This is a genomic window from Pseudonocardia sp. DSM 110487 (assembly GCF_019468565.1).
GTDB lineage: Bacteria > Actinomycetota > Actinomycetes > Mycobacteriales > Pseudonocardiaceae > Pseudonocardia.
Genome location: NZ_CP080521.1, coordinates 2461984 through 2483699 on the forward strand (window position 1 = coordinate 2461984; position 21716 = coordinate 2483699).

At 71.5% G+C, this 21716-nt stretch carries 15 protein-coding genes; 6 read left to right on the plus strand and 9 right to left on the minus strand.

What is annotated here, in order from left to right; translation table 11 throughout:
* Positions 1–133 precede the first annotated feature (133 nt).
* The 3 genes from K1T35_RS11285 to K1T35_RS11295 form a co-directional block, all read right to left on the minus strand.
* On the minus strand, positions 134–1144 hold the full coding sequence (locus tag K1T35_RS11285) for an amidohydrolase family protein (protein WP_220260111.1): 1011 nt from the start codon (positions 1142–1144) through the stop codon (positions 134–136).
* Entirely contained in the window at positions 1141–1521 is a 381-nt protein-coding gene (locus tag K1T35_RS11290) for a metal-sulfur cluster assembly factor (protein ID WP_220260112.1), read from the minus strand. Before K1T35_RS11290 ends, K1T35_RS11285 begins: the two co-directional genes overlap by 4 nt.
* Before the next feature lie 78 nt (positions 1522–1599).
* On the minus strand, positions 1600–2385 hold the full coding sequence (locus tag K1T35_RS11295; RefSeq protein ID WP_220260113.1) for an IclR family transcriptional regulator: 786 nt from the start codon (positions 2383–2385) through the stop codon (positions 1600–1602).
* A gap of 480 nt (positions 2386–2865) precedes the next feature.
* Between K1T35_RS11295 and K1T35_RS11300 the strand changes: the two genes are divergently transcribed.
* On the plus strand, positions 2866–3612 hold the full coding sequence (locus K1T35_RS11300) for a DUF899 domain-containing protein (protein WP_220260114.1): 747 nt from the start codon (positions 2866–2868) through the stop codon (positions 3610–3612).
* Positions 3613–3618: 6 nt separating this feature from the next.
* On the opposite strand, the gene K1T35_RS11305 is transcribed toward K1T35_RS11300, so the two are convergent.
* From K1T35_RS11305 to K1T35_RS11330, 6 genes are all read right to left on the minus strand, one after another.
* Positions 3619–4611 carry a branched-chain amino acid ABC transporter permease gene (locus K1T35_RS11305; protein WP_220260115.1) on the minus strand — a complete coding sequence of 331 codons (993 nt, stop codon included), beginning with the start codon at positions 4609–4611 and terminating at the stop codon, positions 3619–3621.
* Positions 4608–5462, minus strand: a complete 855-nt coding sequence (locus K1T35_RS11310) for a branched-chain amino acid ABC transporter permease (RefSeq protein WP_220260116.1) — start codon at positions 5460–5462, stop codon at positions 4608–4610. Before K1T35_RS11310 ends, K1T35_RS11305 begins: the two co-directional genes overlap by 4 nt.
* Positions 5459–6139, minus strand: a complete 681-nt coding sequence (locus K1T35_RS11315; protein WP_220260117.1) for an ABC transporter ATP-binding protein — start codon at positions 6137–6139, stop codon at positions 5459–5461. Before K1T35_RS11315 ends, K1T35_RS11310 begins: the two co-directional genes overlap by 4 nt.
* Complete coding sequence (locus K1T35_RS11320) at positions 6132–6896, minus strand: ABC transporter ATP-binding protein (protein ID WP_220260118.1); 765 nt, start codon at positions 6894–6896, stop codon at positions 6132–6134. Before K1T35_RS11320 ends, K1T35_RS11315 begins: the two co-directional genes overlap by 8 nt.
* A 10-nt stretch (positions 6897–6906) precedes the next feature.
* Positions 6907–8124, minus strand: coding sequence for an ABC transporter substrate-binding protein (locus K1T35_RS11325; RefSeq protein WP_220260119.1), 1218 nt, complete (start codon positions 8122–8124; stop codon positions 6907–6909).
* A 268-nt stretch (positions 8125–8392) separates the two neighbouring features.
* A complete protein-coding gene (locus K1T35_RS11330) occupies positions 8393–8743 on the minus strand; it encodes a transglycosylase family protein (protein ID WP_304940851.1) in 351 nt (116 codons plus the stop codon).
* Between the two features lie 373 nt (positions 8744–9116).
* Between K1T35_RS11330 and K1T35_RS11335 the strand changes: the two genes are divergently transcribed.
* The 5 genes from K1T35_RS11335 (at position 9117) to K1T35_RS11355 (ending at position 21449) form a co-directional block, all read left to right on the plus strand.
* Positions 9117–10220 (plus strand): hypothetical protein, encoded by a 1104-nt coding sequence (locus K1T35_RS11335; protein WP_220260120.1) that lies wholly within the window; start codon positions 9117–9119, stop codon positions 10218–10220.
* A gap of 253 nt (positions 10221–10473) precedes the next feature.
* Complete coding sequence (locus tag K1T35_RS11340) at positions 10474–14262, plus strand: protein kinase (protein ID WP_220260121.1); 3789 nt, start codon at positions 10474–10476, stop codon at positions 14260–14262.
* On the plus strand, positions 14259–15914 hold the full coding sequence (locus K1T35_RS11345) for a hypothetical protein (protein WP_220260122.1): 1656 nt from the start codon (positions 14259–14261) through the stop codon (positions 15912–15914). The genes K1T35_RS11340 and K1T35_RS11345 overlap by 4 nt, the downstream gene beginning before the upstream one ends.
* Positions 15914–21058 (plus strand): helicase HerA domain-containing protein, encoded by a 5145-nt coding sequence (locus tag K1T35_RS11350; protein ID WP_220260123.1) that lies wholly within the window; start codon positions 15914–15916, stop codon positions 21056–21058. Before K1T35_RS11345 ends, K1T35_RS11350 begins: the two co-directional genes overlap by 1 nt.
* A 40-nt stretch (positions 21059–21098) precedes the next feature.
* A complete protein-coding gene (locus tag K1T35_RS11355) occupies positions 21099–21449 on the plus strand; it encodes a DUF6416 domain-containing protein (protein ID WP_220260124.1) in 351 nt (116 codons plus the stop codon).
* Positions 21450–21716 lie beyond the last annotated feature (267 nt).

A 21716-nucleotide genomic window follows, 5' to 3' on the forward strand; every position in this document is an offset into this window, starting at 1 on the left:
GTACGGCGGCCGACGCCCACCTCGCCGTGACGGGCAAGACGGCCGTCGAGGCGCTGCTCGCCGACCGGGACGAGGTGATCCGAACGCCTTCGGCTGAGGGTGGCACGCACTCAGGCGAGTTGCTGGAGGGCGCTCAATGTGCCTGCCGTCTCCCCAGCCGTGCCTTCGTCTCCTCGACGTCCATGCCGTGCAGCCGTAGCAGGTTCTCGCCGAGGATCTTGCGCTTGGCCTGGTCGGTGAGCTGCGGGTAGCCGTAGCCCTCGCACAGATCCTGCGGTATCTGGAAGTCCATGAACGCCCGCAGCGCCCACTGCGGCCGCCAGATCGGAGCCTCCGAGCCGTAGATGATCTTGTCCTCGCCGCACCAGAAGAGCAGCTTGCCGAGCGTCTCGGCGAATGCCCGCGGCGCCCGGTCGATGAAGTTGATCGTCGCGGCGATCGAGGCGTACAGGTTCGGGTGCCGGATGAGCTGCCAGCACACCTCGTCGATGAACGGCAGCCCGACGTGGAAGATCACGAAGTTGATGTCGGGGAAGTTCGCGGCGGCCCCGTCCATGTCCCAGGTCTGGGTCGCCTCGATCGGCTGTGGACCCAGCGGGAGGCCCTTGTGCACGCCGATCAGGTTGATCCCCAGCTCCTGTGCCTTCTCGAAGACGGGGAACGCGACGCGCGGGTCGTCCATCCGCCAGGGGAACGGCGAGCCGTAGTCGTAGCGCACGTTGTAGAACTTGAACGCCTTGGCATCGAACTCGCCGACCTGCCGCTCCATGAGGTCGAGCGCCCTGCGGCCCTCGAGCGGGTTCACCGAGCCCCAGAAGATGGTCCGGTCAGGGTCGCGGAAGGCGAGCTCCGCGCACTCCTCCCACGGCGACAGGCCGTCGCGGAACAGGTCGGTGAGAGGGAGTGGCATCGCGACGAGCATGTCGGTGTCGGAGCGGTCGAAGACCATGCGGTGGACGTCGCCCGGGGTCCAGGCCCTGAGGAAGTCGTCGGCGGCGAGCTTGGGCTCGTCATCCGGGGTCAGGGCCTGGTGGAAGGCGTAGACGTGGTTGGCGAACATCTCGCCCGCCCGGCCGATGGTGTTCTTGGCACTGAAGTTGAACAGGTGCGCGACCCCGTCGAAGACGAAAGCGTCGCCGATCATCTGCTGGCCTCCTGGGCGGCGATGTAGGCGTCCCGGTCCGGAACGGCGGTCGGGTCGGGCAGCAGGCGGAGCTTGCGGGCGGCGGATGCCGAGAGCCGGTCGGTCGTCCACGCCTCGTCCCAGACGACCTTTGCCTCAGCGCTCTCGACGCCGGAGTGCGCAACGATCGCGTCCTCGACGTCGCTGAGCACTCGGGACGCGAACGGGCACCATCCGGACGTGAGCACCAGCTCGATGCGGGCGTGCCGCTCGTTGACGGTGACCGCCCGGAGCAGCCCCATGTCGACCACCGAGATCCCCTTCTCCCGGCAGCAGGGGTCGTAGACGTCGGACAGCGCGCGGACGGCCCAGACCGGCGCATCCGGAGGGGTGGCCATCCCGTAATCCTGTGACCCGGGGCACAGCCCTCGAAAGGGGTCGGGTTTCAGATGGTGACGACGAAGGTCAGGCGACCCTCAGTTGCTGCCCACCAGGGCGAACGCGCGCGACACGCGGCCCGCCCCGGCCTGCAGGGCGCCCACCCAGTGTTCGCGGTCCGGGTACCGCGGCGGGACGACGATGCCCAGGGCGCCGGCGCCCGTGGCGGTGACGAACGGTACGGCGAGGCAGGCGACGCCGAGCGCGTACTCCTCGTCGTCGACGGCCACCGCACCGGGCGGTGGGAGCCGCAGCTTCCGGGGATCGACGACCGTGCGCGGGGTGAGGTCGTGCAGCGGATGGCGGGACAGGTAGTCGAGCCGCTCGGTCGCCGGCAGCTGGCCGAGGATGCACTTGCCCAGCGCGGTGGCGTGCGCCGCGTCGTGCAACCCGACCCACAGGTCGATCCGCGGGGACTTGGGGCTGTCCACGACATCGATGATGACGACCTCACCGTCGACGTGCCGGGCGACGTAGACCGCGCCGCCGATCTTGTCGCGCAGCCATTCCAACGCCGGGCGGGCCTGCGCCACGCCGCGCGCTGCCCGGCCCTGCCCGCGGATGACGTCGAGGCGGTGGCCGAGTACGTAGGTCCCGTCGTCGAGGCGCTGCAGCCAGCCCTCGTGGGTGCACGTGCGCAGCAGGTGGTAGGCCGTGGCGAGGGGGAGGCCCGCGGCCCGCGCGACCTCCTTCGCGGACGCCCGCCCCTCGCGCTCAGCAACGACCTCGATCACCCGCAGCGCACGCTGCACCGACTGGATGAGCGTCGGCCCGCCGCGCTGATGCTCCGAGTCGGAGATCGGCCCGGACCCTCGTCCAACCATCGGCTCTGCCATCCCCTCGCCCCATCGCGGTGGATTCCTCCAGCCTCCCAGAACGGGTTGGCAGGGGGAAGGCGTCGGCGTCGAGGTGCTTCGGCGGGTGCGGGGAGAGGAGTAACCAACGCGACGACTCGGCGCACGCCGAGGTCACGCAGCCGCCGTGCGCGTGCGGACACATCGGTGAGCAGCTGGACGACCGTCGCCGGCACCTCGTGTACGGCCCGTTCGTCAAGGAACGCCGCGCAAGGGGGGCGACGTCGACGACATCGCCCGCCTGACCTCCGGGACGTTCTACGCCGTGAGTGACCGGGGTGCGGTTCGACAAGGTCCGGATGCCGATGTGCCTGAGCCACCACCCGTCCAGCGCCCTGACCGAGGAGGAGGTGCTCCGGCGGGCGAAAGGGGAGTCGGACCGATGACTTTCGGCGGCGTGGCCGGTCTACACGGAGGACCCGTACGCGTAACCCGCCAGGAGGTCCGCTCATGAGCCTGCCCGAGATCGTGTCACGCAAGGAGTGGCTGGACGCCCGCAAGCAGCTACTGGTGAAGGAGAAGGAGGCCACGCGAGCCCGGGACGCGCTGAACACGGAGCGCCGGATGCTGCCGATGGTCGAGATCGACAAGGCGTACGCCTTCACCGGCCCGAGCGGCCCGGCCACGCTTCAGGACCTGTTCGAGGGGCGCCGTCAGCTCATCGTCCAGCACATGATGTTCGGCCCCGACTGGGAGGACGGGTGCCCCAGCTGCACCGCAGGGATCGACGAGATCGCGCCCGGGCTGCTCGCCCACCTGCACGTCCGGGACACCACGTTCGCGGTCGTCGCGCGAGCGCCGATCGAGAAGATCGAGCGGTACAAGGCCAAGCGTGGCTGGACGCTGCCGATGTACTCCTCGTACGGCAGCGACTTCAACTACGACTTCCACGTCACCTTGGACGAGTCGGTCGCACCGATGGAGTTCAACTACCGCACCCCCGAGGAGCACGCGCAAGCGGGCACCTCGTACTACGTGGAAGGTGATCAGCCGCTCGAACTGCCCGGCTTCAGCTGCTTCCTGCGCGACGACGACCGGGTGTTCCACACCTACTCGGTCTTCGCCCGCGGTGGCGAGATGCTCGGCGGCTCCTACGCCTTCCTGGACATGACGGCCCTGGGCCGGCAGGAGGAGTGGGAGGAGCCGAAAGGCAGGGCGGACCATGCCCGGGCCGCCATCCCGGACTTCGCCACCTGATCGACGTCACCGGCGAGCCGGCTCACGAGCGAGCGCCCGGCGTTCCTCCAGCCGTGCGGCGATGCTGGGCAGCAGTCCGCGCGGCATGAAGAGCAGGACCAGGACGAGCAGGAGTGCGTAGACCGCGTAGGAGAGCACGCTGGGGGCGTACGGCGGCATGCCCGGCATCGTTCCCAGCGCGTTCAGCGCCTGCACGAGGAGCGTGACGAGGGTGGCCCCCACGACCGGCCCCCACACCGTGCCGAGCCCGCCCACCACGGCCATGACGACGAACTCGATCGAGATCAGAACCGGGAACGAGCCCGGCGAGATGTAGCCGAGGTAGAAGGCGTAGATCCCGCCGGCGAGCCCGGCATAGGCGGCCGAGAGGCTGAAGGCGGCGAGCTTGTAGCGGCCCACCGGGACGCCGGCCGACTTGGCGGCGATCTCCGTGGAGGCGAGGGCGCGCAGCCCGCGCCCCGGCCGGGACCTGATGACGTTGCGGGCGAGGAGCAGCGCGAGCGCGGCGGCCACCCACGTGACGTAGGCGTAGGCGAGCGAGCTGGTGAGCGTCGCGTCGCCGACGCCGAGCTGTGGGATGCCGCGCAGGCCGATGTCCCCGCCAGTGAACTCGAACTGGCCGACCAGCGAGAGCAGGATGAGCTGCACGGCCAGGGTGGCGAAGGCGAGGTAGTGGCCGCGCAGCCGCAGCAGCGGTATGCCGACGGCGGCGGCCACCGCGGCGGCGAACACCGGCGCCGCGGCCAGACCGAGCAGCGGGGGGAGGCCACCCACGGCCATCAGGCCCGCGGTGTAGGCGCCGATGGCGTAGAAGGCGCCCTGGCCGAGGGAAACCTGCCCTGCATACCCCATCAGCAGCGACAGCCCCGTGGTGACGATGATCGCCAGCCCCAGCAGGATGTAGATGGTGAGCTGGGACCTGCTCATCAGGAGCGGTACGGCGCACGAGCCCGCCGCGACGGCGCCGGCCACGGTGTAGCCGAACTTCGGTCGGGTCACGCCTCCTCCAGAACGCTGCGGCGGCTGGCCTGCCAGACCATGAGCGCCAGCATGATGGTGAGCGCGACCTCGGTCTGGAACGCCGAGTTGATGTAGCCGGCGACGAAGGACTGGGCCACGCCGAGGACGAGCCCGCCAACGAGCGCCATCCCGGGCCGCATGAGCCCGCCGAAGATGGCCGCGGCGAACCCGTTGATCGCCAGCGAGACGTCGGAGTCGAAAGTGACTGCCTGCAGCGGGGTGACGAGGACGCCGGCCAGGCCACCCAGGACACCGCCGAGGGCGAAGGCGATCAGGCCCATCCGGGTGACGTCGATGCCGACGAGCCGGGCGGAGTGCGGGTTGCTCGCGCACGCGGCGAGCCCCTTGCCGAGGTAGGTGCGGCCGAAGAACAGCTCCAGCAACGCGAACGTGACGAGCGCGACGACGATGACGAGGAAGTACTGCTGCTGGATGCGGGCCCCCGCGATCGTCAACGCGCCGGGGAGGCCGGGGAACGACACCGGCTGGTCGCCCCAGATGACGATCTCGACCGCGTAGGCGAAGATCGCGACGCCAAGGGTGATGACGAGGGAGGCCAGCGGCGGTGTCCCCGGCTTGCCGATCGCGATGACACCGACCACGAGCCCGATGACTCCGGCGAGGGCGACGGCGGCGACCTCCGCAACGCCGTGCGGAAGGCCGCCGGTGAGCAGGGAGGCTGTCGTCAACCCCGCGACCACGGGGAAGGCACCCTGCGCGAAGTTCACCACCCGGGTGACGCGGTGGATGACGACGAACCCGCTCCCCACGAGGGCGAACGCGCAGCCGAGCGCGAGCCCGGAGATCAGGTACTGGACGAATGCGCTCACGTGGCCGGCTCACCGTTCTCGGTGACGGGGCCGCCGAGGTACGCGCGTTGGACCGCCGCGCTGTTCGCCAGGTCCGAGCAGCTGCCGTCGGCGACGATGCGCCCCGCCTCGATGATGTAGGCGCGCTCGCAGACGTCGAAGGCCAGCCGGGCGTTCTGCTCGACCAGCAGGACGGCCATGCCGCGCTCCTCGTTGAGCGTGCGCAGGTGCTCGACGAGGTCGGCCACGACGAGCGGCGCGAGGCCCAGCGAGAGCTCGTCGACGGCGAGGATGTCCGGATCCGACATCAGCGCCCGCCCGACGGCCACCATCTGCTGCTCTCCCCCGGACAGGGTGTCGGCGCGGCGGTGGCGCAACCGGTCCAGGTCGGGGAACAGCCGGTAGACCCGGCCCGGATCGCGGTCGCCGGAGCGCCAGGCCCCGAGCCGCACGTTGTCCTCGACGGTGAGGTCACCGAAGAGCTGCCGCCCCTCGGGTACTTGGGCCAGCCGTCCCTCGATGCGCATCCGACCGGCAGCGGGTCTCAGGATCCCGGACAGCGTGTTCAGCAGCGTGCTCTTGCCCGCGCCGTTCGGCCCGACCAGCGCCACCATCTCCCGCGGCCCGAGCCGCAGGCTCACCCCGTCCAGCGCGGTCGCCGCGCCGTAGCGGACGACGAGGTCGTCCACCTCAAGCATCGGCGGACGCCTCGCCGAGGTACGCGGCGATCACCCGCTCGTCACGGCGGATCTCCGCGGGCGGGCCGTTCGCGATGACCTCACCGAGATCGAGCACGGTGATCCGGTCGGCAAGCCCGGTGACGAACGCGACGTCGTGCTCCACGAGCATCATGGTGAGTCCCTCCCGGTGCAGCTGCCTGACGAGTGCGGCGAGCTGTCCACGCTCCTCGGCGCGCAGCCCCGAGGCCGGCTCGTCCAGCAGCAACAGCTTCGGCTGCGCGCACAGGGCGCGCGCGATCTGCAGCCGCCGCTGTTGCCCGAGCGGCAGCGACTCGGCGTAGCGGTCGGCCCACGGGGTGAGACCCACCCGATCGATCGCCTCTCCCGCCCGCGCCCGGATCCGGGGCTCCTCCCGCCAGTACGGGGGAAGTCGCAGCGCGCCCGAGAAGAAGCCGTGCCGCGTCCACGTGTGGGCGCCGACCATGGCGTTCTCGAGGACGGTCATCCCGTGGAAGGTGCGAGCTCCCTGGAAGACGATGGAGATCCCGAGTGTCGCCCGTCGGTGGGGTGGCATGCGGTCGATGCGCCGGCCGCGGTAGGCGATGCTGCCGTGGTCGGCGCGCAGATGCCCGGTGATCAGGTTGAACAGCGTCGACTTGCCGGCGCCGTTCGGCCCGATGACGCCGCGCAGCTCGCCCTCCCCGATCGACAGGCTGACGTCACGCACGGCGAACACGCCTCCGAACGAGCGGGAGACCTGGTCGGTTTCGAGCATCGAACCGGGATCAGCCGAAATTGGTCATCAACTCCTGCCGCGCCCACTCCGTCGGCACGAACTCGCCGTTCTGGACCGTGACCACCGAGATGTTCTCGGGTACCAGAGCGTGGTGCTTGTCCGGCCCGAACTCCACCCTGCCCGAGGGGGTGACCATCGTCAGACCCTCCATCGCCGACCGGATCGCGTCCGCCTCCGTGCTGCCCGCCTTCTCGATCGCCGCGGCGAGCGTCCGCATCGCGGTGTACGCGTCGAAGGCGAACTGCGGCGGGTAGTAGCCGTGCTGCTCCTGGAAGGGGACGGCCATCTCCAGCACGGTGTTCTTGAGTTCGGACTCGGGCAGGTGGGGCCCGATGGCGCCGGCGACGCAGTCGAGGATGACCCCGTTGGCCGCCGGGCCCGCAGGCTCCGTGTAGAGCGTGCTGCACTCGGCGCCGGTCATGACCAGCGACATGCCGAGGTCGGCCTCGGCGAACTGCTTGGTGATGACCACCGCGGGCGCCCCGGTGACCCACACCATGAGAGCGTCGGCGCCGGACTCGCGGACGTGGGTGAAGAGCGCACTGAAATCGCCCGTACCCGTCTCGAAGGTCTCGTCGGCCACGAACTCCACCCCGTAGGGCGCGGCCAGCTCCTTGATCTTGGTGTAGCCGGTGACCGCGTACGCGCTCTGCGTGTCGTGGGCGAGCGCGATCCTCGTCATGCCCTCCGCCCGGAAGTGCTGCAGGTGCCGCTCGGCGACCTGGCTGGCCAGCGGCGGCGTCATGAACGCGTACTCGCGGATGGGTTCCACCTGCTGATCCGAGGCCGACGTCGACACGAACGGCATCTGGTTGCGCTCGGCAAGGGGGATGACCGCCAGTGACGAGTTGGAGAAGACCGGCCCGATGACAGCGTCCACCTCCTGGCCCAGCAGGTCGTTGAACGCGATGACCGCCTGGTCGGGGTTGGTCTCGTCGTTCCTGACGACGACCTCGACCTGGCGTCCGTTGATGCCGCCGTTCTGGTTGATCTGCGCGACCGCGAGGTTCACGCCCTTCTCGTCGTTCGTGCCCAGCGGCGCGTAGTTACCCGTCAGCGAGGTGATCAGCCCGATCCTGATCGGCCCTTCCTCGGCGCCGCCCCCGCCCCCACCGCCACCGCAGGCAGCGGCGCCGAGGGCCAGGGCCAGCAATGCGGCTGCGAGCTTGCGCACGGTGACCTCCACGTTGAGGGGCGCTTCCGACACCAGCCGAACAGCTGAAACGTAGCGGGTGCGCAGGCGATCTTTTAACGCGTTGACGCATAACGTTCCGGCAACGTGTTCATCGACGCCGCCAGTCCATGATCATCTCAGTGGCCGGCTCGCGCATGGTGGCGGAACGATCGCGAGCCGGTCCAGGCCGCGGAGCTGCACCTGCTGTGCGACCTGGTGGTGGTGATGCGCGTCGGCGACGTCGTGGAGGACGGAGTGCGTCTGCGGGCGTTCCTTGCGCGGACCTGTACCGGGCGAGTGATCAGCGCAGGCCGAGCTTGCGCGAGCACGCAGGCCACGCACCCCAGCCCTGGCCGTCGAGAACCCGCTCGGCGACGGTGATCTGCTCCTCGCGGCTGGCGTGGTGCGCCTGACCCTTGCCACCGAAGGCCCTCCAGGTCTGCGGCGTGAACTGCAGGCCACCGGAGAAGCCGTTACCGGTATTGATCGACCAGTTGCCGGTGCTCTCACACATGGCGAGCTTGTCCCAGACGCTGCCCGGAGCGGCGTTCGCGGTGCCGGCCATCGCGAGCGGGCCACCGATCACAACGGCACCGGCGAGGGCGAGACGAACAAGATTCTTGGTTACGGACATGCGGGGGCGGGGAGCCATTCTTCAGGTTTCTCCATCAATGCGGGGAGGGCGATTCGGGGGATGGGGTCGGATGCCCTGAGACCGACGGCAGCGACCGTACGTGCTGGTCCACCGGGTGCGTCAAATTCACTGGGAGGTGAGCAGAATCACGAAACAGACTTCCCGGAGTCGCTGCCCGCCCGTTTGTACAGCGCACATGGTGAATCGATCAGGAAGTCGATCCGAAAAGAATCTTCGATATCTTCTCGTGATCAGAGGCCTTGCTCACTGCGTGACAGCACCGGCACGGCTCTGGGTCCGGGCAACCCGCTCGCCCCGGCACCGGCGAAGCAGGCCCGGGCCACAAGCCGACGATCGATATGGTGCGCCCCGTGCCGGGAGGGCGTGGGGCGTGAGCGAGTACCAGTACTACGAGTTCGTGGCCATCGATCGGCCGCTGGACGAGCGTCAGCTCGACGAGGTTCGTGCCCTGTCGACGCGAGCGCACATCACGCCGACGAGCTTCGTGAACACCTACGAGTGGGGCAACTTCCGAGGTGACCCGCGGGTGCTGATGGAGCGCTACTACGACGCGTTCCTCTACCTCACGAACTGGGGCACGCGGTGGCTGTCGTTCCGGGTGCCCTCGCGGCTGCTCGACCTTCCGACTGCCCAGCGCTACTGCGTGGGAGACGCGGCGAGCGCGCGCGTCAGCGGAGAGCACGTGGTGATCGATCTGGTCTCCGGGGACCAGGAGACCGACGACTTCGAATGGGGCGGCGAGGGCTGGCTGTCGGGCATCGTGCCGGCGCGCGCGGAGCTGGTCTTCGGCGATCTACGGCTGCTCTACCTCGCCTGGCTGCTGTGCGTGCAGACCCACGAGGTCCCGGACGAGGAGGAGCTGCCCGTGCCGGCGGGGCTCGGGAAACTGACGGGGTCGTTGAAGTCGGTCGCCGAGTTCCTGCGCATCGATCCGGACCTGCTGGCCGTGGCCCAGCGCGCCTCGATCGCGGCGGCACCGGCGGAGGACATGGCCGCCTGGGTGGCGAGCCTCCCGGCGGCCGAGAAGGACGCCGCGCTGCTCACACTGCTGCGCGGCGACGACCCGCATCTGCGTGCCGGGCTGCTGCGGCGGTTCCGCGGCGCGGCCCCGGCTCAGCCCGGAAATCGCACCGCGGGTGAGCTGCGGGCGGCTGCCGAGGCCCGGTGGAAGGACCGGGTCCGCGCCGAGGAGGAGCGGAAGCGGCGGGCCGCCGAGGATCGGGAGCGCGAGCGCGCCGCCAAGCGCGCCCGGCGGCTGGCGGCGCTCGCCGCCGATGGCGATCGGGCGTGGACGCGCGTCGACGCGATGATCGAAACGAAGAAGCCTGCCGAGTACGACCGGGCCGTGGACCTGCTGGAGGATCTTCGGGAGGTGGCAAAACCGGCTGAGTTCGCGCGCCGAGTCGGGGAGCTGCGGGTTCGGCACGTGCGGAAGTCGAGCTTGATGGATCGCTTCGATCGGGCCGGGCTGTAGCGCTGGTGCCTTCGGCACGCTGGCCTCGACACGACGAGCCAGCGCCCCGTAACGCAGCGTCCCGCGCCGCCGACTGCTGAGGCAGCACGGGTAGGGGGACGGCCGTCACATCCGGGCCGCCGTGCCTCCTCGACACTCCGGCGACCCCAGCCGCCGGTGGCAGACGGGATGCGATGACGAACGACGAGGCCGGTGTGCCGCCGGCCGCTCACACAGCCCTGCATGTCCGCGGCGCCGAATCCGAGGCCGGATAGTGGCGCGGCTGCACGTCCTCGGCGACTGGCACGGTCCCGGGGAGGAGAAGGCGGCGCGCCGGCTGGCCGAGAGCCTGCCCGAGCGTTGGGACGTCGTCGCCGGGCGGAACGTGCCGAGCGGGATGGGCACGGTCGACCTCGACCTCGTGGTGGTCGGCGAGCGCGCGGTGTTCGTGTGCGAGGAGAAGGCGTGGGGCAAGCACGTCGTCACCGGTGAGGTCTCCTGGTACGTCAACGGCTCGCCGCGGCACAGCCCGACGAACCAGGTCGCGCATGCGGCGCGGGTCCTCGCCGGCCGGCTCAAGATGAAGGTCGCGGGCTGGTCGAATGCGCTGGGCCAGCTGCCGAAGGGCGTGAAGCCGGTGTTCGCCCACGTCGTCCTGTCGCACGATCACCTCGTGCTCGAGGACAACGCCGACCTGGGCACGCACTCGGTGCTGCGCCTCGACGACGTCGCGCCGGTCCTGACCGCTCTCGACGCCGGCTTCCCCGCCTCGATGGCACCGCTGCGCCAGCAGCTGATGACGTTCCTGCTCGGGCTACCGCAGCGCAGTGCCGAGATGCCGCCGGTGCAGATCATGCAGTACGAGGTGCTCGCCGAGCTCCCGCCGCAGGAGAACGCCCGGGTCTACTCGGCCCGCACGCCGGCAGGGGAGCAGGCGCTGTTGACGTGCGTGCCGATCGAGGGAGTCGCCGATCCGGAGCAGGCCCACGCGCGCGCCACCCGAGACCATGACGCGCTCGTCGCACTCTCGCAGAGGGACCGCACGTGGCGTGTCCAGAGCTGGTTCGACTGGGACGGCTACCGCGTCACCCCGGTCATCGTCGAGGAGCGGGCCAGCCTCGGTCGCCTCGCCGCTGCCGCCCTGCCACGACATGACTCGAGCGGTCGGGTGCCGCTGAGCCAGGGCGTACCTGTGGTGCGGGACGCCTTCGCCGCGCTGGCCGACGTGCACGATCTGGAGATCACGCACCGGGCTCTGCAGCTGCGCAGCATCGAGGTGACGCCCGGGGGTCGCGTGCGGTTCCGCGACTTCGGGCGCGCCCACCTGCCCTCGGCGGCGACCATCGCACCCGCGCTCGACGAGGAGCACGCCTCGGCCGGCTTCCGGCCGCCCGGGGTGCCGCTCGCGTTCCACCAGCCGACCGACGACGTCTACAGCCTGGCGCTCTGCCTCGTGCAATGGCTGCACGGCGACGCGAGCGACCTGCCGGACCACGACATCGCCCGCGAACGGGCGGCGGCGTATCCCCAGGTCGGAGACGTGCTAGCGCGGTGCCTCTCGCTCGACGCGGGCGAGCGCCTGACCGCCGCGCAGGCGTCGACCGCGCTCGTGCCAACACCGGGCCCCGGGCCGCGGGAGGACCGGCCGACGAGCGAAGGCACGGTGGTCGCGGGCCGGTACCGGTTGGTGCGCCAGCTCGGCGAAGGCGCGTGGGCCACGACATGGCTTGCCTTCGACGAGAACCTGGACGAGCACCGCACGCTGAAGTTCCTGCGTCCCGAGCGGGTGAGCACGGAGCAGGTCAAGGCCGAGTTCGACAACGCGCGGCTGCTTCGCAGCTACCACTGCGCCCGGGTCGACGACCGGCTGCCGCACCCGGAGCCCGGCGTGCTGGTGCAGGAGTACGTCCGCGGCCAGACGCTCCACGATCTCGTGGCGGGCAGCCGGCTGCTCGAGCGCGAGGAGGCGCGGCGGATCGCCGTCGACGTCCTCAACGGGCTTGCGGATGCCCACGGCCAGTCGCTCTACCACCGCGACGTCAGCCCGAACAACATCATCGTCCGGGACGACGGCCGCGCGGTGCTGATCGACTTCGGGCTGGCGGCGAAGGCGGACGCGGCGCAGTCGGCCGTCGGGTCGCCGCCGTACACCGCGCCCGAGGTGTGGGCGCGCCGGCAGTGGTCGCCCGCGGCGGACATCTACAGCGCGGCGGCGTCGGTCCTGCAGGCCATGCTCGGCCGGCTCCCGTATGCGGGCGCCGGGCTGGACGAGCGGCGCACACTCGTCCCGCCCTCGGCCGAGCACGTCCAGCGCTACGGGCGGGCCCTGCTCGACGCCCTCTACTCCGCAGTGGCCTACGAGCCGGGGGAGCGACCGCGGGACGCTGCGGCCTTCGCTCAGGTCGTGCAGCGGGCGAGCGACACGGTCGTCGCACCCGGGCGCCGCGTCGTCAACCCGACGGTCGAGGCGCTGCGCGGGTTGTACCGGGACAGCTCGATCGGGAACGCGGGCAACCGGGGCCTGGACGACGCGTTCGCCCGCGACACCTACGCGGCCACCCGGCTCGACGCCGAGCTCCTGCCGGCCATCGTCGCCGGCCGGCTCGATGTCGTGGTGCTGTCGGGCAACCCCGGCGACGGGAAGACCTCGTTCCTGGTGCGGGTCGGCGCCGCCCTCGACGAGGCCGGCGCAACCTCCGTCCACGAGGACGCCGCCGGCTGGCGCAAGCGCCTCCGCGGCCGGACCTTCGCCGCGGTCTACGACGCCTCGGAGTCGCACGGCGAACTGTCCTCGGACGCTCTGATCCGCCAGGCCCTCGATCCCGGCGACGGTGACGATCCGGCCCAGCGCACCGTGCTGCTCGCCGCCAACGACGGCCGGATCGCGCAGTTCTGCGCCGAGCACCGCGAGCGCTATCCGGAGATCACCGCGGAGCTCGACCGGCAGCTGCGTGGCGGCGGATCGGCGGCATCGGACGCGCGCATCGTGCTCGTCGACCTCAAGCGCCGCGCGCTCGCCCTGCCTGACCTCGACGGGCCTGCGCTGGGCGCCAACATCCTCTCCTCGCTCACCGCGTTGCACCGCTGGGAGATCTGCAAGGGTTGCGAGGCCCGGGAGGTCTGCCCGATGCGGGCCAACGCCGAGCAACTGCGTGCCGGCCGGGCCCGCCGCGCGGTGTCGGAGCTGCTACTCACCAGCCACCTGCGCCGGCGGCGGCGGGCAACCGTCCGCGACGTCCGATCCGCGTTCGCCTGGCTGGTCACGGGGGACACCTCGTGCGACGCCGTGCACGACGACGTCGAGAACGGGCTCGACCCCGCTGCCGGCCGGCGTGCGTTCGACCTCGCCTTCGACGCCGGGAGCGGCGACTACCTGGTGCGTGAGTGGGCCGAGCTCGACCCCGCGGTGCTGCCTGCGCCTGGCGCGGCCCGAGCCGCCCGCGGCCGGCGGGACCTCGTGCCCGACCTCGCGTCGCTCGACACCACCGCGATGACCGGGCTCAAGCGGTCGCTGTACTTCGGCGCCTGGGACGGGGCCGGCGCGCGGCCCGAGGTGCGCAGCTACCGCTACCTGGACGACTACCTCCACGCGTTGAGCGATCCGGGCGCCGCGCTGCCTCGGATGCTGCTTGGGGTGTCGCGTGTGCTCGCGTTCGTCGGCTACCCGGACGAGGGCACGCTCGCCCTTCGGGACCGGGTGTTCGACGACCCGGCCGTCCGGTCGATCGTCGTCATCAAAGAGCTGCCGGCGTCCGAGTTCGAGCTGCGGGCCGCAACCGCGGCCGCCCCGTTCGTCGAGTCCTTCCCCGACCAGCTCGAGCTGCGGCACCGCTCCGGAGCCCGGCTGCGGATCACGCTGGACACCGCCGAGCTGCTCTTCCGGTCCGCCGACGGCGAGGTGCTGGGCGACTCAGCGTCCGCCGCGCTGCGCCAGGAGATCGAGGGCTTCGGCAACCGGCTGCGATTGGAGCCGGCGCGGAGAGTCCGGATCGTCGACGGCTCCGGCAGCTCGGTTGTCGCCGAGGTGGCCGCCGGAGGCACGATCGTGCGGAGGCAGTCGTGAGCATCTCGCTACCCACCCCGCTGCGGACCTACCAGTACCGACCGCTCACGGTGTTCTCCCTGCTGGACACCGACACCGACCGCGTGCTGCCGCAGCTGTTCGAGATGTGCGTCAAAGGCGGCCGGTCGAGCCGCTCGCGCACGGACGCCAACGACTTCGCCGGCTACCGGAACGCAATGCTGGACGGCGGGTTCGTCCGCGGCTTCAGCACCGACCGCGACCTCGCCCTGTTGGACGGCTGGCTGCGGTCGTGCGTGGTCGACATGGGCCGGTCCGGGCGCGGCAAGACCGGCGAGCAGATGCTGGCCGTCGCGCCGCTGACGCTGGCGGCCTACCGCGCCGGTCTGCCCACGAAAAGGGACCGTCACCGCGGCATCGACGACGTCGTCTACGGCCTCCTGCTTGCCGAGCTGGAGCGCCGGGGCGCCGACGTGTCAGGGGCGGCGTCGGCGCGCGCCCAGTTGCGCGAGCTCGTTACGCGCACCGTCGGCCGAGGGCTCACGATCGGGCCGGAGCCGCGGTGGGAGCCGCGGCTGACCGACCCCGAGCGGCTCGACATCGGGGCCTTGCTGGAGTTCCGGTTCGTCGAGGGTTTCGCGATGGCCGATGCGCGCGAGCTCGACCCGAGCTCCGGCGACAGTTCGCTGCCCGGCGTCGCCGCCGATCTCGGCGCGATGCTGCTGGCCCATCTGCGCGCCTACGGCGACCGGTTGCCCGTGCCGTCGCTGATGTCGAGCTTCGCCGCGCTGCTGGCGCTGGGCGTGTTCGCGTTCAGCCTGCGCGCGGACGCCGCGGCGCGGGAGCTGCTCCGCACCGGCGAGCGGCCCGCCGACATGGTGCCGGGACCCGCGCCGGCGTCGCCGGTCGAGCTGTACTGCGACTTCACCGGTGACCTCGGCTCCGAGTCCGATCGCATGTCGCGGCGCTGCGTGGAGCGCGACCTCGACCGAGTGCGGCTCGCGTTCCGGGACCGCATGGCGTTCGTCGTGATCGAGCAGGCGCTGCCGCGCATTCCCGGCGAGGCCGAGCGGCGGGCCGGCCTGAGCCGCGCCGACCAGCTCGTGCACCTGGCGTCGCTGCGGGGCCACCCGCGCGTCGAGACCTACGCGATGGGACGGATCGACGACATCGTCGCCGAGGCCGCGGCATCCGGGGAGGCGACCGAGCCGGAGCTCGAGTTCCTGCAGCGCGTGCAGGCCGGCGCGGACAGTGAGCTCGACAAGCTGCTCGACATCCTCGAGCAGGTCAACCAGGCGAGGGCCGTGAAGAACGCGGTCAACTGGTTCTGGTCGGTGGGCGGCCTGGAGAAGCCCTACGGCATTCTCCGCGGCTCCGCGCGCAGCCGACGTTCTTGGCGCTACGCCCCCACCGACGAGCAGCTCACTGCCCTGCTGCTTGGCGTGTTCGTCGAGCCCGACGGCGTCACCACCCGCACGACGATGCCACTGCGCGAGGTGCTCGACGTGCTGCGGCACCGCTTCGGCATCCTGGTCGACCGTCCACCCGCGTTCCTGGACGGCGCCGAGGCCCGGGCCGCGGCGACCGCGAATCTCGACGCGTTCACGCTGCGCCTTCAGCTGCTCGGCTGTTTCGACAGCCTCTCCGACGACTTCTCCGTGCAGGTCGTCCGCCACCCCCTCGGAGACTTCTGATGGCCGCGCCCACCCTGCTGCCGCCTGTGACGAACCAGCCGCGGCTGCCGGAGCAGGTCGTCACGGTGCTCGCCCGGCTGCTGGCCCAGCGCCTGGAGGACCAAGGCGTCGGGCACTGTCTGCGGGTCGACAGCGTCCGCCGCGGTGACGCGGGCCGGCTCGCCACCGCGCTCTACGAGCTGCTGCCGCCCGGCTCGACCGACGTGCACGTGCTGGCCGACCACGCCGATCAGGTCGACGGTGCCGTGACGATCCCCGCCGAGCGGGCGATCGAGCTGCGCAACCGCAAGCGGCGCCGGCTCGTCCTGATGGTGCCCGTCGGGAGTGGCTCGGCCGCCAGCTCGCTGGACAACAGCTTCGCCCGCGTCGACATCACCACCCTCCTCGGCGACGCGGGCGAGGAACTGCTCGGGGCACTGGCCGACAGCGAGGTGGCCGACGGCGTGCGCCGCGTCGCGGGCGAGCTCGGACGGAGCCGGCCGGTCGAGGCATGGGCCCGCTACCTCGCCACCGTCGCCGACGACCCGACCTGGACGACTGCCGGTGCGGCCCTCTGGATCGTCGGGCTCGTCCCGGACCTGGGCGGACCAGAGCTCGTCGGCCGCCTCCCGCGCAATGTCGCCTGTGTGCGGGCGATCTCTCGGCCGAGTCGTGCGGTGGCCTCGGTGGCCGACAGGCTGACCAACGCCGAGCTGCAGGAGGGCGAGGCTCGCGACCGGATCACGCGGTACCTCTCCCGCCCGGACGTCGACCTGTCGGACGCGGCCTCCTGGGCCGCCCCGCTCGTGGCGTCCCTGCCGGAACCGTTCGGTGCGCTGAGCTTCGAGCACTGGCCGCTCGTCGAGCCGGTGACCGTCGATATCAACAGCATCCGACTCGACCCGTTCCTCAAGGATGACGGCACCCTGCGACCAGGCACGCGCCTGCAGCAGGAGAGCGCGGGCGACCTGCCGTACGTCGAGACGGGGGAGGGGTCGCCGGGCTCGGTGACCCTGACGTGGCGCACCGACCCGGCGAAGACCGACGCCGTCGACCGGTGGCTGCTCGAGGCGCTGCCGCCGGAGGACCTGCGTGAGCCGGACACGGAGCCGCTCGCCAAGCAGATGGTCAAGGGCGACAAGCGCCGCGGCACCGTCCGACTCGACATCGCTGAGGAGGACCTGGCCGACGGCGCCCTGCTCGTCGTGCGCCTCACGGCGCTCAACGAAGACGGCCAGCCCGTCCTGCTGCGGCAGGGCGATGAGGCCGTCGACGAGAGCCAGCAGTTCGCCGTGCGCTGGGAGGACGACCCGGTCGACCCGTCGACTCGCCGCGCGTCCAGCCGATCGCTGGCGCAGGCCCGCCTCGACGCGGCCCTGGAAGGGCAGGACGACCACCGGGAGGGGGCGCCGAGCTGGGCGGGCGGGAGCTTCTCGCTTCGCCTCGGCGGGCGGCGCACCGTCCAGCTGGCGCTGAGTCCCGCGCTCACCGAGCTGCAGCGGCGGTCGCTCGCGGAGCGCGGGCGGGTGATGGCGTGGGAGGCGGACGGCCGGCTCGGCGAGGTGCTCGACTCCGCGGCCTTCATGCCGCTGAACGGGATCCTGCCGCCTACGTTCGCCGAGCGCCGCCGGCACCTGTTCGGTCGCCTCGCCGCCCGTAAGCCGCGCGACGTCGTCGAGACGCTCGCGTGGGACGACGAGCTGCGTCAGGAGGTGGTGGGCTACTGCCAGTCCTACCGGCGGGCGCTGGACTCGACCACCGACCCGGACATCCGCAGCGGCCTGCTCGCGCTCGATACGGTGCGGCTGTCCGTCGACACCGTTGGGCACCCGCCGATCGCGGCCACGCTCGTGCTGCCGCTCCACCCGATGCGGCTGGCGTGGGCAGCTGAGCTCGACGCCACCCTCACGAGGTGGGCCGGGGAGCTCGCCGACGTGGGCCGGTCCACCGTCCGGCGCCGGCAGTCGGTGGACGCGCGGCTCGTTCGCCGGGTCACGCCCGCCAACCTGCCGTTCGCCGTGCGCGGGGTCGACGGGCTGCCGTTCGTCTACGTTCGCGAGGCCACGCTCGGCACCGGCGTGTACCTCCATGCTGACGAGGCCGAGCCCGGCGCGGCGGTGCAGGCCGTCTTCGAGGTGCTCGGCTTGGACCGCCGCGATGTACCGGCCGATCTCCCGCCGTCCGCTGTGGCCGAGCGGGTGGCGGCGTACCGCGCCGCCAACCCCGGCCAGGACGCGTTGCGGGTGCTCGCGTACAACGCCGGTTCGGGGGAGCTGCTGGCCCGCGCGCTGGCCGAGTCCGTGCTCAGCGAGTCCGATGATGAGGACGGGCTGCCGATGGCGCCGGCCCGACTCGATCTGACCGCCTACAGCCGCCGACCGTCCTTCACCGACCCGGTGCCCGCCCTGACCGATCTCCAGCGGGCCGTGGCGTCCCAGGAGGTGCGCGGCGCGCGTTCGCACCTCACCCCGCCGCTCGGCGTCAGCGTCCGACCGCACGAGCGGCTGGCGTCCGACACCGGGGCCGCGCACCTCGGCGTCGTCTCCGACCTCGCGGTCACCGAGCTCCGGGTGGACGACGGGGCCGCGGTGGACGCCGCCACCTCGTTCCGCAACCTGCTGACCCCGGCACCGACCAGGCGGGCGACCGGCTCGCCGGTGTGGCGCACGGCGCCGGCGTTGCGCGCGCGGAACCGGGAGGGCGCCGCCGACGTGGTCGAGGCGCACCGGGCGTACCAGACCGCCCTCGCCGCGGCAATCGATCGGCGCGATGGCATGCCCGCGCTGGTCGCGCGCCTCGGCGCGGGCGAATTGGCGTCGCTGCGCGCCGCCCACGAGCGCGCCGACTGGGTGCTCACGCTCGACCGCAACCTCGGCCTGGACCTCTACACCAGCGGGCCGGAGTACATCCTGGACTACGCGCCGGACTTCCTGGACGGGTTGGGCCCGCGGCTTACCGTGACGACAGCGCACCGCGGTGAGGTCGAGCGGCTTCTCGCCGACGCGATGGGCGGGCTCGACTTAATGGCCGAGGAGAGCTCCGTCCGGTCGGTCCTCGACCACCTGCAGGTGGTGTCCGGCCGGCTCGCGCTGCGGCTCGTCGCCCGGTCCAGCCTGGCCACGGAGGCCGTGGGCCTGGCCGTGCTGATGGCGCACCTGCGCCGGCGCGGCGAGCTCGACGGCGCGATCGTCGTGCCGGTGGACGCCCACCAGGAGGTCTTCGGCGACAACCGGGCCGGCGACGCCGGCGTCCGGCGCTGCGACGTCCTGCTCGTCCGGACAACGGCGCGGACCGTGCGGATCGACTGCGTCGAGGTCAAGACCCGCCGCGCCACCGCCCTGCCGATGGCGCTCGTGGACGACATGGTCGACCAGCTCGACGCCACCGTCGACATGCTCCACACAACCTTCTTCCGCACCGATCCGCCGCGGATCGACGCGGAGCTGCAGCGCGCCCGGCTCGGTGGCATCCTGCGCCACCACGCCGACCGCGCCCTCGCCATGGGCCTGCTCGACGACCGGAGGCGGACCGATGTCGAGCGGCTCGTCGAGCGCATCGAGGACGGCGCGCTGGTGCCGGAGATCGCCCGCCGCGGGTACGTCGTGAACCTGGGAGACCGCGCCGGGTTGCCGAGCGAGCACCGGGGTGTCCCGATCCACGTTCTGTCCGCCGCCGACCTGGGGGCGGCCGGGTTCACGCCGAGTCGCAGGGAGGGGGTGCGGGTGGCTCCGTCGCCCCGGCCGCGCCCGGTCGAGCACGTTCGAACCCCATCGGTCGCTGCTGCCTCGGCGCCTTCGCCAGCACCTGCGCTCCCTTCTTCCGCAAGTGCCGTGGGGCAAGAGGCCGGCCGCGGTGCCCGCGAGACCGCTGGTCCACCGCAGCCGTCGCCGTCGTCCGGTGCCTCGGAGACTTCGCCGCTGCCGGTGGTGCCGCCTCGCCCTGCCGCATCGGCTGCTGGGAGGCAGCCCAGCGACCCAGGTGCGGAGCCACCGGTCGCACCGCTGGCCCCGGTCCGGCCGTCGCCGCACCCGCGAGTGCCGGCCGCTGGTTCGGAAAGGCCGCCTGGTCCAGTGGCCTCACCGAGCACTGGGACCGCGGGACCTACGGGCGATACGACCGTGGCGCCGCCCGGTCTCGACACCGGGCTGCCGGAAGCTGTCGACGTGCTGCTGGGGCAGGACGCCCACGCCGCCGACGTCCGCTGGCGGATCAGCACCGCCGGCAGCCCGCACCTGTTCGTGCTCGGCATCCCCGGCCAGGGCAAGTCGGTGACGACCCGACGGATCCTCAACTCCTTCGCCGAGCAGGGCCTGCCCGCACTTGTCCTGGACTTCCACGGCGACATGGCCGCCGCCCCCGCCGGCGGCGCAGCCGTCCTCGACGCCTCCCAGGGCCTGCCGATCTCCGCGTTCGAGCTCGACAACCCCCGCCGCTACCGAGAGGCGGCCTGGGAGCTGTCGGAGGTCATCGGCTACGTCTGTGGGCTTGGGGAGATCCAGCGCAACCTGGTCTACGAGGGCGTGCGCGCGGTGTACGAGAAGCACGGCTATGGCCGCCTCGCCGGCCCCACCGGCCAGCCGACGATGGACGAGCTCGCCGCGGCCGTCGCCGAAGCCGAGAGCACGGGCCGCAGCCGCAACGTCGTCGCCCGCCTGCGCCCGCTGAGCGACTTCGGCCTCTTCACCGACGACCTGGGCCAGGCCTTCGCCGACCTGCTGCGCCGAGGTGTCGTGCTCGACGTGCACGGGCTGATGGAGCAGGTCCAGCTCGCCGTTGGCGCGTTCGTGTTGAGGAAGGTCTATCGGGAGATGTTCCGGTGGGGACAGACCGGGCAGCTGCGCCTCGCTGTCGTGCTGGACGAGGCGCACCGGTTGGCCCGCGATGTGACCCTTCCGAAGATCATGAAGGAGGGGCGCAAGTACGGCGTCGCTGTTGTCGTCGCGAGCCAGGGGGTGGACGACTTCCACAAGGACGTGCTTAGCAACGCCGGGACCAAGGTCGCGTTCCGGTGCAACTACCCGCAGAGCCGGACAGTCGCTGGATTCCTACGGGGGAGGGACGGGCAGGACATGTCGGCGGCGCTGGAGCAGCTCGCGGTCGGGCAGGCCTACGTCTCGACGCCGGAGCAGGCGACGGCGCGCAAGGTGTTCATGGCGAGGGATTGATTTTGAACCGGCTGCCTCATTGCCCTGATCGGAGGATCTGATGGCCCGCACCTCCAGCCTCAGTAGCGATCTGCCCGAGTGGACCGCGGTCGATGGTGAGCTAGCGAGGAGCGTGTGGGACAGGCTGAGCGAGAACGCCCGATCGATCCTCGTGATCCTCATGGAACGCCCCGGTACTGAGCACATAGGCGCCGAGATTGCAAGGATACTTAAGTTGCCCTACGGCAACCAGAGTGTCCACTCAACACTCGGGAACCCTGGGCGGCTATGTCGGGAGGCTGGCCGCACCCAGCTATGGCGATACAGATACCCGACGCGAGACCGCGTTCACTACTCGGTGACGCCGATCGTGGCCGATCTGCTCAGAAGGGCCGCTGGCAGCGCCGTTTGATAGCAACGGCCTCTCGGCGCCCAGCCGCCTGGGCGCCGAGGTGAAGCGTGTCCACCCTGGTCACGGAGTGACTCCGACTACCTACCGGCGATCTTCCCCTTCGATGTCGTGGTGCTGGACCTCGTGCGAGAGGTGACCAGCGTTGTCGAGCCTCTGTTCGCGAGCATCCAAACTGATTATTCCGGCGGTAGTGGCCACCAGTGGGCGGTCGCCTTCCGCGGCGAGACCCGGCTGGCCGACCACCCGCATCGACCAACACGGCGCTCG